The following is a 14,922-nucleotide window of genomic DNA, read 5'->3' on the forward strand; positions in this document are numbered from 1 at the left end:
GCGGAAGTAAGGGGGAAAGTTATTGGTGGGGTGTGTTATTCGACGTCGACCCAGTCGAGGGTGCGGCCGACCGCGTTTTTCCAGCGGGTGTAGCCGCTGGCTCGCTGCTCGGCGGTCCACCTCGGCTCCCAGTGCTTGCCCTCGTGCCAGTTGTCGACGAGCTCGTCGATGTCGGACCAGAATCCGACCGCGAGACCCGCGGCGTAGGCGGCGCCGAGCGCGGTGGTCTCGGCGACCACGGGCCGCGACACCGGCACACCGAGTAGGTCGGCCTGGATCTGCATCGCCAGCGAGTTCGCGGTGACGCCGCCGTCGACGCGCAGCGCCGCCAGGTGCACACCGGAATCCCGTTGCATCGCCTCGACCACGTCGCGGGTCTGGTAGCAGATGGATTCCAAGGTGGCGCGGGCCAAGTGCGCGTTGTTGCTGTAGCGCGACAACCCGACGATCGCGCCGCGGGCATCGGGCCGCCAGTACGGGGCGAACAGCCCGGAGAACGCGGGCACGAAGTAGACGCCGCCGGTATCGGGAACCTTGGCCGCCAGATCCTCGATCTGGGAGGCCCCGCCGATGATCCCGAGCTGATCGCGCAGCCACTGCACCGCCGACCCCGTCACCGCGATCGAACCCTCCAGCGCGTACACCGGCTTGTGGTCGTCGAATTGGTAGGCGACGGTGGTCAGCAGACCGTGGGTGGAGTGCACGATCTCGGTGCCGGTATTGAGGACGAGGAAGTTGCCGGTGCCGTAGGTGTTCTTCGCTTCGCCGGGACGGAAACACACCTGCCCGACCGTGGCGGCCTGCTGGTCACCCAGCACGCCGGTGATCGGCACCTCACCCTTGAACGGGCCGTCGGGGTTGGTGAAACCGAAGCTCATCGGGTTGGACGAGGGCGCGATGCGCGGCAACATCGCCGCGGGCACATCGAAGAGCGCGAGCAGCTCGGCGTCCCATTCCAGGGTCTCGAGGTTCATCAGCATCGTGCGGGAGGCATTGGTCGGATCGGTGATGTGCAGACCGCCGTTGATCCCGCCGGTGAGGTTCCAGATCAGCCAGGAGTCGGTGGTGCCGAACAGGGCGTCGCCGCGCTCGGCGTCGGCGCGCACACCCTCGACATTGTCGAGGATCCAGCGCAGTTTGCCGCCGGAGAAGTACGGGGCGGGCGGCAGGCCGGTTACCTTGTGCACGAAGTCGGCGTGGCCGGTGCGGTGCAGGTCGGCGACGATCTTGTCGCTGCGGGTGTCCTGCCAGACGATGGCATTGCAGTAGGGGCGCCCGGTGTGCCGGTTCCACACCACGGTGGTCTCGCGCTGGTTGGTGACCCCGACCGCCACCAGGTCACGGTGGGTGAGCCCGGCGCCTGCCAGTGCGCTCTTGATGACGGTACGGGTGCGCTCCCAGATCTCGTCCGGGTTGTGCTCGACCCAGCCGGGCGCGGGCAGGATCTGCTCGTGCTCGAGCTGGTGGCGGGCCACTACGTTGCCACGCCAGTCGAACACCATGAATCGGGTGCTTGTTGTGCCCTGATCGATGGCACCTACGTATTGCGTCATCTGCGGTCCTTTCCGACCGGCTCATCGTTGAGCCAGGCCGCCCGGCGTAACCCGGGTCCACATTCGACGTTACGAAGCTATGACGAGCTGTACCGCCTACCCCGTTCGACAATGTCGAATTGTGGCGATCCTCATGCTCACCAGCCCTGACGCTCGGGCCGCGACCCCATCAGCTCGTCGGGCTTGGCGGTCGAGCGCGACCGGTAGACGATGTAGGGCCGGTAGAAATAGCTGATCGGGGCGCTGAAGGCGTGGACGAGGCGGGTGAACGGCCAGATCGCGAACAGGGTCAGCGCGATCAGCACGTGGATGTGGAACGACGTCGGCGCTTCGGCCATGAGGTCACCGCGCGGCTGCAGGATCCAGATCGACCGGAACCACGGCGAGACCGTTTCCCGGTAGTTGTGTTCGGGGCCGACCGCGCCGGAGCCGATCAGCGTGGTCGCCAGGCCGGTGATCAACGCGCAGACCAGGACCAGGTACATGATCTTGTCGTTGAGGGTGGTGGCGGTGAACACCGGTCCGTTGCGGCGGCGCCGGTAGATCAGCAGCGCGAGCCCGACAAGGGTGGAGACACCGGCGATGCTGCCCAGCGCGATGGCCTGGATGTGATAGACGTGCTGGCTCATCCCCATGGCGTCGGTCCAGGATTCGGGGATCACCAGGCCGATGATGTGGCCCACGATCACCACCATCATCCCGTAGTGGAACAGCGGGCTGCCGATGCGCAGCAGCTTGGATTCGTAGAGCTGGGAGGAGCGGGTGGTCCAGCCGAACTTGTCGTAGCGGTAGCGCCACCAGGTGCCGACGATCAGGATCGCCAGACTCACATACGGGATGATGTTCCAGAAGGTGCTCACCTGAGTCCTTTCGCTACGGCGGGTTCCCGATCGTCGGCGCTGCGGCGCGGCGGCACGGTCAGGGTGAACGGGGCCAACCCCACCGATTCGGCGGCCGGGCCGGTGTCGACGAGCCTGCGCGCCCAGCCGAGATCGGAATCCGTCGCGGCGGGCAGCGTTGCGGTGACCGCCGCCAAAGTCGGGGCATAGAGCGAGTTTTCGTCGTCGAGCGCCAGACCGATCGCGTGGATCGCGCGACGGTTGGCGGTGAGCAGGGCCGCACCGGCGATCGGGTCGACGGTCGCCGCGAATTCGAGGACGACCGGGAGGTGGTCGGGGACCTCGCTCGACGGCGGGGCGACACCGGCAGTCCGGTAGGCCTCGGTGAAGGTGAGCATCGCCATTCCACGATTGCGAGTGTCGCCGTCGGTCCAGTACGTGAGCAACAGGGTCGCTCGTCTGCGCAGGTCGAAGGTGTCGACATACTGTTGCGCCGCAGCCGTTTCCGACAGTGCGCGCAGGGCGGCGGCGGTGTCGAGCAACGGTCGCGCCTGCTCGGGTGAGAGGTGGTCACACAGTTCTGTGACGAGTTCGAGTCGCGCGTGCTGGTCCGCGTTCGGGTAGGCGAGCAGCAGCGACGCGGCCTGCCAGGTCAGTCGATGCTCTGCGGCTTTGCGGGCCGTGCGTCCGCGCATCATTTGCCCCCGCCGGGGAACATTCCGTCGGGTGCGCCCTTGCCGTCCCAGTTGAGCAGGTTGACGCGGGAGGTGTTGCCGGCTTCGGCACCGAGCGTTTCGCTGGTCTGGCGTTGTTTGAGCGCCTGGAACGTTTCCACCGCGACCGGCACCGGCTTACCGCTGGTCTCCCCGAACGGGCCGGAGGCCTGCTCGTACATGCCGGGACCGCCGTCGAAGTCGAGCGCGCAGTCGGTCATCGATTCCTCGAGCTGATGCCCCTGATCGGCGTAGGCCGACGGAATCACGTACCGGTCTTCGATTTTCGCGAGCGCGAGCAACCGGTACATCCGGTACATCTGCTCCTCCGTCATCCCGACGGCCTCCGGAATATGGGCCTGCGGTTCGCGTCCGAGATTGATATCGCGCATGTAGGAGCGCATCGCGGCCAGCTTGCGCAACACCGCCGCCACCGGTTCGGTATCGCCCGCGGTGAACAATTCGGCCAGGTATTCCAAGGGAATACGCAGTGATTCGAGCGCGCCGAACAGATTGCCGACGTCTTCGCCGTCGTGACCGTCGCGGCTCACCGCGTCGACCACCGGCGACAGCGGCGGGACGTACCAGACCATCGGCAGGGTGCGGTATTCCGGATGCAGCGGCAACGCCACCCGGAAATCCTTGATCAGCGCGTGGATCGGCGACCGCTGGGCCGCCTCGATCCAGCTGTCCGGAATACCCGAAGCCTTCGCTCCCGCAACAACTTCCGGATCGTTGGGGTCGAGCATCACGTCCAGCTGCGCCTCGTAGAGGTCGCGTTCATCGGGCACGGCCGCCGCGTCGAGCACCCGGTCCACGTCGTAGAAGACCAGCCCGATATAGCGCAACCGGCCCACGCAGGTCTCCGCGCACACCGTCGGCAACCCGACCTCCACGCGCGGATAGCAGAACGTGCATTTCTCGGCCTTGCCGGTCTTGTGGTTGAAATACACCTTCTTGTACGGGCATCCGGAAATGCACATGCGCCAGCCGCGGCACTTGTCCTGATCGACGAGCACGATGCCGTCCTCGGTGCGCTTGTAGATCGCCCCCGACGGGCACGACGCGACGCACGCCGGGTTCAGGCAGTGTTCGCAGATGCGCGGCAGATAGAACATGAATGTCGACTCGAGATCGGACTTGACTTTCTCGCTCACCTTCGCCAGCACCGGATCCCCGGGCAGGATCTCCGGCGAACCGGCCAGGTCGTCGTCCCAGTTGGCCGACCAGTTGATCTTCATCCGCTCGCCGGTGAGCAGGCTACGCGGTGCGGCGACGGGGAACTGGTCGCTCAGTGGGGCATTGATCAGGTTCTCGTAGTCGTAGGTCCACGGCTCGTAGTAGTCGTCCATCGACGGCATCTTCGGATTGGCGAAGATATTGGCGAGCTTGGCGAAACGATCACCGCCGAGCAGCCGCAACCGGCCCTTCTTCAGTGTCCAGCCGCCGCGCCATTTCTCCTGATCCTCGTACTGTCGCGGATAGCCCTGTCCCGGACGGGTTTCCACATTGTTGAACCAGACGTATTCGGTGCCGGATCGGTTGGTCCATGCCTGCTTGCATGTCACCGAACAGGTATGGCAGCCGATGCATTTGTCCAGGTTCATCACCATCGCCAACTGCGCCATGACCTTCATCAGTACGTCACCTCCTGGCTGCGGCGACGCACCACGGTCACTTCGTCGCGTTGATTTCCGGTGGGGCCGAGATAGTTGAACGCGAACGAGGTCTGGGCGTAACCGCCCGCCAGGTGCGTCGGTTTGATCAGGAGCTGGGTGATCGAATTGTGAATGCCGCCACGGGTTCCCGTGGTATCCGAGAGCGGGACATCGATGGTGCGTTCCTGCGCGTGATAGACGTAGACCACGCCTTCGGGCATGCGCTGGGACACCACCGCCCGGCACACGTACACGCCGTTGCGGTTGAGCGCCTCGACCCAGTCGTTGTCGCGCACACCGATCTTGTCGGCGTCACCCGGGCTCATCCACATCGTCGGGCCGCCGCGTGAGAGCGACAGCATCAGCAGGTTGTCCTGGTATTCGGAGTGGATCGACCATTTCGAGTGCGGGGTCAGATAGCGCAGCGTCAGGCCGACACCGTTGCGCTCACCGATGGCAGGTTCGCCGAAGAGCTTGCCCATATCCAGGGGCGGTCGATAGATCGGGAGTGCTTCGCCGAGTTCTTCGATCCAGTCGTGGTCGACGTAGAAATGCATGCGTCCCGTGAGGGTGTGGAACGGTTTGCCGAACTCGATGTTCTGGGTGAACGGGGCGTAGCGCCGCCCGCCGGTTTCGCTGCCCGACCATTCCGGGCTGGTGATCACCGGGACCGGACGAGATTGGGTCTCGGCGAAGGTGATTCGGCGTTCCTCGCTGCCCTCGGACAGTTCGACCATGTGACAACCGGTGCGACGGTCGAGTTCCTTGAAACCCTCCACCGAAAGGCGTCCGTTGGAGGTTCCCGACAGCATGAGGATGGTTTCGGCGGCCTTCTCGGCGGTGTCCAACGCAGGCCGACCGACCGCTACGCCCGAATTCATGACCCCGTGCAAACGGCCGAGTTCGGTGACTTCCTGATCCGGGAAGATGGTGATGCCCTTGGTGGTCAGGCCAAGCTTCTCCACCAGCGGTCCGAGCGCGGTCCACTTCTCGGCGACCGCCGCGTAGTCGCGTTCGACCACCGCGATCGGGCCCATCGTCTTGCCGGGCACGGGCGCCTCGCCGGTGACCTGCCAATTCGATTGGGTGCCATGGGGATAGGCCATCGCGCCCGGTGTGTCGTGCTGCAGGGTACCGAGCACGACGTCGGTCCTGGTGCCCAGATGTTGCGCCGCCATCGACGAGAACACCCGGGCGATCGCGCCGAACGCGTCGAAGTCGGACTTGGTTTCCCACGGTGGGTCGATGGCCGGGGTGAAGGCGTTCATGAACGGGTGCATGTCGGTGCTGGACAGGTCGGCCTTCTCGTACCAGGTCGCCGCGGGCAGCACGATGTCGGAGAACAGGGTGGTCGAGGTCATGCGGAAGTCGATCGACATCAGCAGATCGAGCTTGCCCTCGGGGACCTCGTCGGGGGAGACCACGTCGACCGGGCGGTCTTTCGGCCCGGCGATGTCGTTGCGCACGTTGGAGCTGGTGCCGAGCAGATGCTTCAGGAAGTACTCGTTGCCCTTGGACGAGGAACCGAGCAGATTCGACCGCCAGACGCTGAGTACGCGCGGCCAGTTCTTCGGATTGTCGGGATCCTGGACGGCGAATTTCAGTGCGCCACTGTGCAATTGGTCCACGGTGTAGGCGACAGGGTCGACGCCTGCCGCCTTCGCCTCGTCGGCCAGCGCCAGCGAGGAGCGGTCGAACTGGGGGTAGAACGGCGTCCAGCCCATCGCCACGCCCGCGCTCATCACGTCCATCGTGTGCTTGTCACGGAACAGGCCACGACCGGTCGGGGAGGCGAGCACGTCGGCGCGGTAGCCGTCGTAGCGCCACTGGTCGGTGTGGGCGTACCAGTAGGAGGTGCCCGCCATCAGCCGCGGCGGGCGCGACCAGTCGGTGCCCATCGCCACGGTCGCCCACCCGGCCACCGGCCTGCACTTCTCCTGGCCCACATAGTGGGCCCAGCCGCCGCCGTTACGTCCCATCGATCCGGTGAGCAGCAGCATCGCCAGGATCGCGCGATAGGTCGCGTCGCCGTGGAACCACTGGCAGATGCCGGCACCCATGATGATCATGGAGCGGCCACCGGAATCGACGGCGTTGTCGGCGAACTGGCGGGCGATCCGGATGACCTGCTCGGCGGAAACGCCGGTGATCTGTTCCTGCCAGGCGGGGGTGTAGAGGCTGTCGACGTCGTCGTAACCGGTGGGCCACCCACCCTGCAGGGGGTCGCGCCCCACGCCGTACTGGGCGAGCATCAGATCGAAGACCGTGCACACAGGTCGGCCGTCGAGGACCATCACCGGCACACCGCGATCGATCGTCTCGCCGTGGCCGTCGAGGGTGTCGAACCGGGGCAGCGTGACGGTCGCGCTTTGCAGCTGCGCGCCGCGTACGTCGGCCACGCTGAGCACCGGCTGCAGGTCACCGAGTTCCAGGTTCCATTTACCGGCGCCGTCGGGGCCGTAGCGGAAGCCGAGCGAGCCGTGCGGGATCACCGGTCGGCTGGTGACGCCGTCGATGAAGATCGGTTTGAAGGCGGCGTTCTCGTCGGTGCTGCCGAGGTCGGCGGCGGTGAGATTCTTGCCGGGGACCAGCCTGCCGTCGCGCTTCTCGAGACTCACCAGGAACGGCAGATCGGTGAACTTCTGCACGTAATCGACGAAGAACGGTTCGCGCTTACGGACGAAGTACTCGTTGAGAATGACGTGGCCCATCGCCATGGCCATCGCGCCGTCGGTGCCCGCCGCGCACGGCATCCACTCGTCGGCGAACTTGGTGTTGTCGGCGTAGTCGGGGCTGATCGTGACGACCTTGGTGCCGCGATAGCGCACCTCGGCCATCCAGTGCGCGTCCGGTGTGCGGGTCACCGGCACATTCGAACCCCACATGAGCAGGTACGAGGCGTCCCACCAGTCCCCGGATTCGGGGACGTCGGTCTGGTCGCCGAACACCTGCGGTGAGGCCACCGGCAGGTCGGCGTACCAGTCGTAGAAGGAGGTCATCACGCCGCCGAGGAGCTCGATGAAACGCGAACCGGCGGCGAAGGACACCATCGACATGGCCGGGATCGGCGAGAAGCCCGCGACCCGGTCGGGGCCGTACTCCTTGATCGTGTGCACGTGCGCCGCGGCGATCATCTCGACCGCCTCATCCCAGCTCACCCGCACCAAACCACCCATGCCCCTGGCCTTTTGGTACTTGCGGCGGCGATCGGAATCGGCCTGGATATCGGCCCAGGCCAGCACCGGGTCGCCCAGCCTGTTCTTGGCTTCGCGATACATCTCCACCAGCAGGCCGCGCGCGTACGGATACCGCACACGGGTGGGGGAGTAGGTGTACCAGGAGAACGCGGCGCCGCGCGGACAACCACGCGGCTCGTAACCGGGGCGGTCGGGGCCCGCCGACGGATAGTCGACGTCCTGGGCCTCCCAGGTGATGATGTCGTCTTTGACGTAGACCTTCCACGAGCACGAACCGGTGCAGTTCACGCCGTGGGTCGAGCGCACCACCTTGTCGTGGCTCCACCGGTTGCGATAGAAGATGTCGCCTTCGCGTCCGCCCTTGCGGGTGACGGTCCGCAGGTCGGCGGATTCGGTGCCGGGAGTGAAGAACCGGCCGCTCCGCACGAGCAGGTCTTCGACAGGACCGCCGATTCGAGCTCGGTTTGCCACGCACTTCTCCTTCGACGAGGCGGATCTTCAGTGGGAGGACTTACTCGACGGCGTGCAGCTTGACCACGGTGTAGACGAGCGCGGCCAGCGCGGTCGCCGCGAGCAGCAGCAGGCCGACGGTGTAGCTGTGGCTCGCCTCGTTGTAGGTGATGCCCATGATCAGCGGCGGGAAGTAACCGCCGAGACCGCCTGCCGCCGAGACGATTCCGGTGACACTGCCGACGCTCGAGGCCGGCGTGCGCCGCGCCACCCACGCGAACACCCCGCCGGTCCCGATGCCGAGGAACAACGCCAGGGTGATGAACGTGGCCGCCGAGGCGACGTCGGCGGGCGGTTTGAAGGCGGCGACCACGGCCATCACCGCGGTGCCCGCCAGCGAGGTGACCACGATGTACTTCGGGGCGATGCGATCCGACAGCGCGCCACCGATGGGCCGGGCGATCACCGCGGCGAGCGCGAAAGCCGCCGTTCGGGTGCCCGCGTCGACCGCGGAGAAGTCGTACACGTTCTTGATGTAGGTCGGCAGATACGAGCTGAACGCCACGAAACCGCCGAACACCACCGCGTAGAGGAACGACATCTCCCAGGTGACACCGAGTTTCATCGCCGCACGCAGTTTGGGCAGCACCGGATCTGTGTTCGGTGTGAAGTCGGGAGAGTTGCGCATGAACAGGATGCACAGCACCGCGGTCACCGCGAGGACCGCCGCCACGATCAGGTGGGTCGGCAGCAGCCCGAACCAGCGCACGAACCGCGGCGTGAAGAACGCCGACACCGCCGTGCCGACCATGCCCGCCCCGAACACCCCGGTCGCGAACCCGCGCCGGGCAGGCACGTACCAGGAGTTGGCGAACGGAATGCCGACGGCGAAAATCGTGCCGGGAATACCGAGCAGGAACGCGAACACCAGCATCAGCGGATACGACTCGATACTGCCCGCGATGCCGACCGCGACAACCGGCACGATCGAGGCCAACGACACCCCGATGAACATGTTCCGCCCGCCGATGCGGTCGGTGAGGGCACCGGACACGATCCGGCCCAGCGAGCCGACCAGGATCGGCATCGCCACCATGATCGAGGCCGCCATGCTGCTCAACGCCATCTTGTCGGCATAGTTGGGCGACAGGGGGCCGATGAGGTTCCACGCCCAGAAATTGATGGCCGATACCCAGGTGGCCAGGGCGAGATTCAGGGTCGGCGACCCGGTGCGTACCGCTGCTCCAAGCGAGGTCACCCGCTCAGGAAACCACACGTTTCACCGGGTACGACGGCGAACACGCAACAATTCAGCAACCTGATCGTGCCCGCCTGAAGTGGATGTACCTGCGAATTCGGACAAGCTGGACTTCGGACTAGTGCCGCTGGCAAACAGACCGCCGCGCGTCGACCCGACCGCTCTATGGTGTTCGGCATAATCCCGTGTTATGTTGCGGTGCATAATCCGGCCCGTTCTCGGGCTGCGGCGTATCGGAAGGTGTTCCCATGACGGAACCGGAGCAGCAGGCGACCGCGTGTGTGCTGTGCGAGTGCAACTGTGGGATCACGGTCGAGCTGGACGGACGCCGATTGGCCAAGATCCGCGGCGACAAGGCGCACCCGGCATCGGCGGGCTACACCTGCGAGAAGGCGATGCGCCTCGACCTGTATCAGAACGGGCCGCACCGGATCACCTCCCCGCTGAAGCGCACCGCCGACGGTTCCTATGTCGAGATTGATTGGGGAACAGCGCTCGACGAGATCGCCGGGCGATTGTCACAGATCAAGTCGCGATTCGGTGGCGACAAGATCTTCTTCTATGGCGGTGGCGGCCAGGGTAATCACCTCGGCGTGGCGAACCAGCTCGCGCTGCGCGGCGCGCTCGAGTCGGTGTATCACTCGAATGCGTTGGCGCAGGAGAAGACCGGCGAGATCTGGGTCGACGGACGGCTCTACGGTGGGCACACCAAAGGCGACTTCGACCATGCCGAGGTCCTCGTGTTCGTCGGGAAGAATCCGTGGCAGAGCCACAGCTTCCCGCGTGCGCGGCCCTTGCTCAAAGAGGTTGCGGCCGACCCGAATCGGTCGATGATCGTGGTGGATCCACGGGTCAGCGAGACCGCGGCGATGGCCGACCATCATCTGCGGGTGACGCCGGGCGGCGATGCGTGGCTGATCGCCGCGATGATCGCGGTGATCGTGCAGGAAGATCTCGTCGACGCCGATTTCCTCGCCGCGCACACCACCGGCTACGACGAGGTGCGCGCCGCCTTCGCCGGAATCGATATCGCGGCTTTCGCTGTCACCAGTGGTGTTGGCGAAGAACAGGTTCGGGCCGCCGCGCGCCGGATCGCCACCGCTTCGAGTGTGTGCGTGTACGAGGATCTCGGCATTCAGCAGGCGCCCAACAGCACGCTGGTGTCCTATCTGAACAAGCTGCTGTGGATCCTCACCGGCAACTTCGCGCGACCGGGGACGATGTTCCTGCACTCCTCGTTCGCGCTGCTGGCCGGTGGTGGATCGGGCTCGGGTAGCCGCAAACCGCCCACCGCTCTCGACCGCGCGCGCAAGGCGGCGATAACGCGTGCGGTGACGCTGACGGGCGGGGCGGTCGGCGTCGCGCTGCCCGCGTTGGCTGGGGTCGCGGCCTTGCGTCCGGCGGTCGAGGCGGGCTCGCGCGCCCTGCTCGATGCCATGATGCCGCTGGCGGCAGGCATGCTCGGTGGTGCCGCGGGGGCCGGGGGCGGCGCCAGGACGAGCCCGGTCACCGGGGCGAAGATCATCGGCGGTCTGCTGCCGTGCAACTCGATCGCCGACGAGATCCTCACCGAGCATCCCGACCGGTTCCGGGCGATCTGGATCGATTCGTCCAATCCCGCACACTCGCTTGCTGATTCGAAGCGTTTCCGCGCCGCCATGCGGTCGATCGAACTCTCGGTCGTGATCGATGTCGCCTTCACCGAGACCGCCCGCGAAGCCGACTATGTGCTGCCCGCCGCGAGCCAATTCGAGAAGCCCGAAGCCACGTTCTTCAATTTCGAGTTCCCGCGCAACATCTTTCACCTCCGCAAGCCCATCATGGCGCCGCTGCCGGGCACCCGGTCCGAGCCCGAGATCTACGCCGAACTGCTGCGTCGCCTCGGCGCGGTCGACGCGGCCACGATCGAGCGCCTGCGCCGGGCCGCGCACGGGGGGCGCGACACGTTCGGCGCCAGCTTCTTCGCGACGCTCGCGTCCCGGCCCGCGCTCGTGAAGGTCGCGCCGTATCTGCTGTACGAAACGCTCGGCGAGACGCTGCCGCCGCGGGTGCGTGGTGCTGCCGTGCTGTGGGCGCTGAGTCAGATCTGTGCGATGTCGAACGTGAAAGGTGTTGCCCGAGCCGGGTTTACCGGCAAGGGCCTCGCGCCGGGCAACAAGCTGTTCGACGCGATCATCGACTCGCCCACCGGCGTGGTGTTCACCGATGACACCTGGGACGACGTCTGGCATTACGTCAAGCGCAAGGATCGCAGATTCACCATCGCCATCGAGGATCTCCTGCGTCAGGTGCGCGAGCTGCCTTCGGCCAGATCGGTATGGACCAGCGACGAGTTCCCGCTGGTCCTGGCCGCCGGTGAGCGACGTTCGTTCACCGCCAACACCATCTTCCGCAACCCCGAATGGCGGCGCCGCGACAAACAGGGCGCGCTGCGGATCAGTGCCGAGGACGGCGCGTCGTTGCGTCTGGCCACCGGCGATCAGGCGCGACTGTTCACCGAAAACGGTTCCGCGACAGTCACTGTGGAGATCAGCGAGATGATGCGGGCAGGCAATATCGCCCTCCCGAATGGCCTCGGCCTCGACTTCCCGACCGCAGACGGCACCACCACGTCCGCGGGCGTATCACCCAACGAACTGACCAGCGTCGGACTCAAGGACGACCTGGCGGGCACGCCGTGGCACAAACATGTCCCCGCGCGCCTGGAAGCGCTCGTCACCCCGTGACCCATCTCGAGCAGGAGACTCCGATGCCGGACCGTGTGCACCTGGAAATCCGTGACGGTGTCGCCTATGCGACCCTGTCCCGCCCGGACAAAAGGAACGCACTCGACTTCGCCATGCTCGACGCGCTGGCGGAGGTTCCCGGGCGGATCGCCGGCGACCGCTCCGTCCGCGCGGTGATCCTGCGCGGCGAGGGCACCGCGTTCTGCGCCGGGCTCGATTTCGCGAGTACCGGCAAGGACCCGCGGCGCATGGTCACCGGATTCGCGAAACTGCCGGTCCAGACCACGAATCTGTTCCAGAAGGCGTGCTGGGCCTGGCGGGAGCTGCCGGTTCCGGTGCTGGCGGTGCTGCACGGGCATTGCTACGGCGGCGGCATGCAGCTCGCGCTCGCCGCGGATTTCCGGTTCACCACACCGGACTGTCAGCTCTCGATCATGGAGACCAAGTTCGGCCTGATCCCGGACATGACCGGGTCGGTCACCCTGCGAGAGCTGATCCCGATGGATCTGGCCAAATATCTGACGATGACGGCCGAGGTGTTCGACGGGGTCGAAGCCAAGGAGTACGGCCTGGTCAGTGTGGTCGCCGACGACCCGCTCGCGGCGGCCGAAGAGCTGGTCGCGAAGCTGGTCCGCCGTTCGCCGGACGCTCTCGCCGCCACCAAGAAGCTGTTCCAGGACACGTGGACCGAGTCGCCGCGCAGCGCGTTCTGGACCGAGAGCGTGCTGCAGGCGCGGCTGGTGACCGGCAAGAACCACAAGATCGCGCGGAAAACCGGTGAGCGGGAGCCGGACTGGGCACCCCGCTCGCTGGGCTGAGCCTATGAACCACCCCGGTCGGTGAAGGTGATCCGGACCGAGATCGGGGTGGTTTGCAAGGCGCGGAAGGTGGCGGTGCTGAGCGCGCCGAGGACGCGGTTCGTCACGAAGGATCGGTTGCGAGCGGCGATGTCGTCGTCGGGGGTGAATGCGGCGGTGCCGGTGCGCCAGGTGTCGCCCTGGCGGATTCTGACGTTCGGGTCGGCGGTGATGTTGATGCCCCAGCCGGAGCGGCGACCGTGCTGGGAGATGACCCAGGCGCCGTTGTCGTCGAACGCGGCGGCGACCGGGACGCGGCGGGGGAGACCGGATTTACGTCCCGTCGTCTCCAGTTCGGTGGCGAGGGAGGTCTGGATGCCGATTGCGTTGAGCGCTCGCACCGCCGGGTTGGCCACGTAGCGCCCGACGAGGCGTTCGGCCTTGAACTTGCGCAGTCCTTGATCGGTCACGATGGTCCTCGCTGAATCGACGGCTGTTATGTTATGTGACATAACATAGCATTGCGTCGGCTCGACCGGCGTGGCGGTCGGTGACCGACCCGGTGTCGGCTGCGACCATGGGCGGAGCTTGTCGCGACCAGCGAACGGAGAACATGATGTCCACACCGCTTCCCGGCGGCACCATCACCCTCGCCGACGACCTCACCATCACCCGAATGGGTTATGGAGCAATGCAATTCGGCCTCCCCGGCACCGTCGCCACTCCCGACGCCGCCGGTGACGCGGGCAACGTGCTGCGGCACGTGGTCGAGCTGGGCATCAACCACATCGATACCAGCGATTTCTACGGCGCCGGCGGCGTGAACCAGCTCATTCGCGCCGCACTGCGCCCCTACCCGGACGATCTGCACATCGCGACCAAGGTCGGTTTCCGCTCCGATCGCGAGGGCAACTGGTCGCCCGCGCCCGACCCCGACGACCTGCGCCGCCAAGTGCGCGAGAACCTCGACAGCCTCGGTCTCGACGCCCTCGACCTGGTCAATCTCCGCGTCGACACCCCGACACTCGAGTCGGTCACCGACGACTCCATCGCCGAGCAGTTCACCGCCTTGGCGAAGCTGCGAGACGAAGGCCTGATCCGGCATCTGGGCCTCAGCTGCGTGTCGGAGAAGCAGTTGACCGAGGCCCAGTCCATCGCACCGGTCGTCAGCGTGCAGAACTACTACAACCTCGCGCAGCGCGATCATGACGATCTGGTCGACCGCTGCGAAGCCGACAACATCGCCTTCGTCCCGTTCTTCCCCCTCGGCGGCTTCTCCCCGCTGCAATCCCAGACCCTGACCGACGTCGCCGCCCGCGTCGGCGCCTCCCCGCAGCAAGTCGCCCTGGCCTGGTTGCTGCAACGCTCCACCACCATCGCGTTGATCCCCGGCACCTCCTCGATCGCCCACCTCCGCGACAACATCGCCGCCGCTGCCCTGACATTGCCCGCCGAGGCGATCGCCGAGCTCAACACGATCGGCGCTGCGGGCTGAGTGAGGGACTCGCCGGCCAAAATCAAGTACCGGTCAGGTCCTGACATGGCCTACAGTCAGCTCGCACGGAGAACGTCAGAGGGCGGGCCGGACTCGGTCGGTTAACTTGATCAGCGGGTAGCGGGTTCGACTCCCGCCGGTCATCGACATGGCCGTAGCTCATGAGGAAGAGCAGCCGACACCAACCCGGCCGAAACCCACACGCCCGCCCTCTCCCGTGCGTGAATGGCTGCTCC

10 protein-coding genes are annotated in these 14,922 nt (G+C 66.2%); 3 read left to right on the forward strand and 7 right to left on the reverse strand.

Annotated features, from left to right (window positions below):
• Window positions 1-35: 35 nt before the first annotated feature.
• The 6 genes from glpK to ACFW6D_RS09425 form a co-directional block, all read right to left on the reverse strand.
• On the reverse strand, window positions 36-1,553 hold the full coding sequence (gene glpK / locus ACFW6D_RS09400; RefSeq protein WP_379326460.1) for a glycerol kinase GlpK: 1,518 nt from the start codon (window positions 1,551-1,553) through the stop codon (window positions 36-38).
• A gap of 137 nt (window positions 1,554-1,690) precedes the next feature.
• Window positions 1,691-2,413: a respiratory nitrate reductase subunit gamma gene (narI, locus tag ACFW6D_RS09405; protein WP_379326462.1), complete on the reverse strand. Its 723-nt coding sequence runs from the start codon at window positions 2,411-2,413 to the stop codon at window positions 1,691-1,693.
• Window positions 2,410-3,087, reverse strand: coding sequence for a nitrate reductase molybdenum cofactor assembly chaperone (gene narJ, locus ACFW6D_RS09410; RefSeq protein WP_379326464.1), 678 nt, complete (start codon window positions 3,085-3,087; stop codon window positions 2,410-2,412). The genes narI and narJ overlap by 4 nt, the downstream gene beginning before the upstream one ends.
• Window positions 3,087-4,742 (reverse strand): nitrate reductase subunit beta, encoded by a 1,656-nt coding sequence (narH, locus tag ACFW6D_RS09415; RefSeq protein WP_379326466.1) that lies wholly within the window; start codon window positions 4,740-4,742, stop codon window positions 3,087-3,089. Before narH ends, narJ begins: the two co-directional genes overlap by 1 nt.
• Window positions 4,742-8,431: a nitrate reductase subunit alpha gene (locus tag ACFW6D_RS09420; RefSeq protein WP_379326468.1), complete on the reverse strand. Its 3,690-nt coding sequence runs from the start codon at window positions 8,429-8,431 to the stop codon at window positions 4,742-4,744. The genes narH and ACFW6D_RS09420 overlap by 1 nt, the downstream gene beginning before the upstream one ends.
• 40 nt (window positions 8,432-8,471) lie before the next feature.
• On the reverse strand, window positions 8,472-9,668 hold the full coding sequence (locus tag ACFW6D_RS09425; RefSeq protein ID WP_379326469.1) for an MFS transporter: 1,197 nt from the start codon (window positions 9,666-9,668) through the stop codon (window positions 8,472-8,474).
• Window positions 9,669-9,916: 248 nt separating this feature from the next.
• Between ACFW6D_RS09425 and ACFW6D_RS09430 the strand changes: the two genes are divergently transcribed.
• Together ACFW6D_RS09430 and ACFW6D_RS09435 are read left to right on the forward strand one after the other, a co-directional pair.
• Window positions 9,917-12,394, forward strand: coding sequence for a molybdopterin-dependent oxidoreductase (locus tag ACFW6D_RS09430; RefSeq protein WP_379326471.1), 2,478 nt, complete (start codon window positions 9,917-9,919; stop codon window positions 12,392-12,394).
• A gap of 23 nt (window positions 12,395-12,417) precedes the next feature.
• The gene (locus tag ACFW6D_RS09435; RefSeq protein WP_379326473.1) at window positions 12,418-13,212 is read left to right on the forward strand and encodes a crotonase/enoyl-CoA hydratase family protein; all 795 of its coding nucleotides are present in this window, start codon (window positions 12,418-12,420) and stop codon (window positions 13,210-13,212) included.
• A gap of 2 nt (window positions 13,213-13,214) precedes the next feature.
• Here ACFW6D_RS09435 and ACFW6D_RS09440 read toward each other — a convergent pair whose 3' ends face one another.
• Complete coding sequence (locus ACFW6D_RS09440) at window positions 13,215-13,661, reverse strand: nitroreductase family deazaflavin-dependent oxidoreductase (protein ID WP_379326475.1); 447 nt, start codon at window positions 13,659-13,661, stop codon at window positions 13,215-13,217.
• A 146-nt stretch (window positions 13,662-13,807) separates the two neighbouring features.
• Between ACFW6D_RS09440 and ACFW6D_RS09445 the strand changes: the two genes are divergently transcribed.
• Window positions 13,808-14,686: an oxidoreductase gene (locus tag ACFW6D_RS09445; protein ID WP_379326477.1), complete on the forward strand. Its 879-nt coding sequence runs from the start codon at window positions 13,808-13,810 to the stop codon at window positions 14,684-14,686.
• Window positions 14,687-14,922: the final 236 nt, after the last annotated feature.

The sequence above is a fragment of the Nocardia sp. NPDC058705 genome (assembly GCF_042749305.1).
Taxonomy (GTDB): Bacteria; Actinomycetota; Actinomycetes; order Mycobacteriales; family Mycobacteriaceae; genus Nocardia.

Bases quoted from the DNA above. Each gene is read 5' to 3' on its own strand.
- ACFW6D_RS09430 (WP_379326471.1), top strand. From the start codon at position 9,917: ATGACGGAACCGGAGCAGCAGGCGACCGCGTGTGTGCTGTGCGAGTGC.
- ACFW6D_RS09435 (WP_379326473.1), top strand. From the start codon at position 12,418: ATGCCGGACCGTGTGCACCTGGAAATCCGTGACGGTGTCGCCTATGCG.
- ACFW6D_RS09445 (WP_379326477.1), top strand. From the start codon at position 13,808: ATGTCCACACCGCTTCCCGGCGGCACCATCACCCTCGCCGACGACCTC.
- narH (WP_379326466.1), bottom strand. From the start codon at position 4,742: ATGAAGGTCATGGCGCAGTTGGCGATGGTGATGAACCTGGACAAATGC.
- narJ (WP_379326464.1), bottom strand. From the start codon at position 3,087: ATGCGCGGACGCACGGCCCGCAAAGCCGCAGAGCATCGACTGACCTGG.
- glpK (WP_379326460.1), bottom strand. From the start codon at position 1,553: ATGACGCAATACGTAGGTGCCATCGATCAGGGCACAACAAGCACCCGA.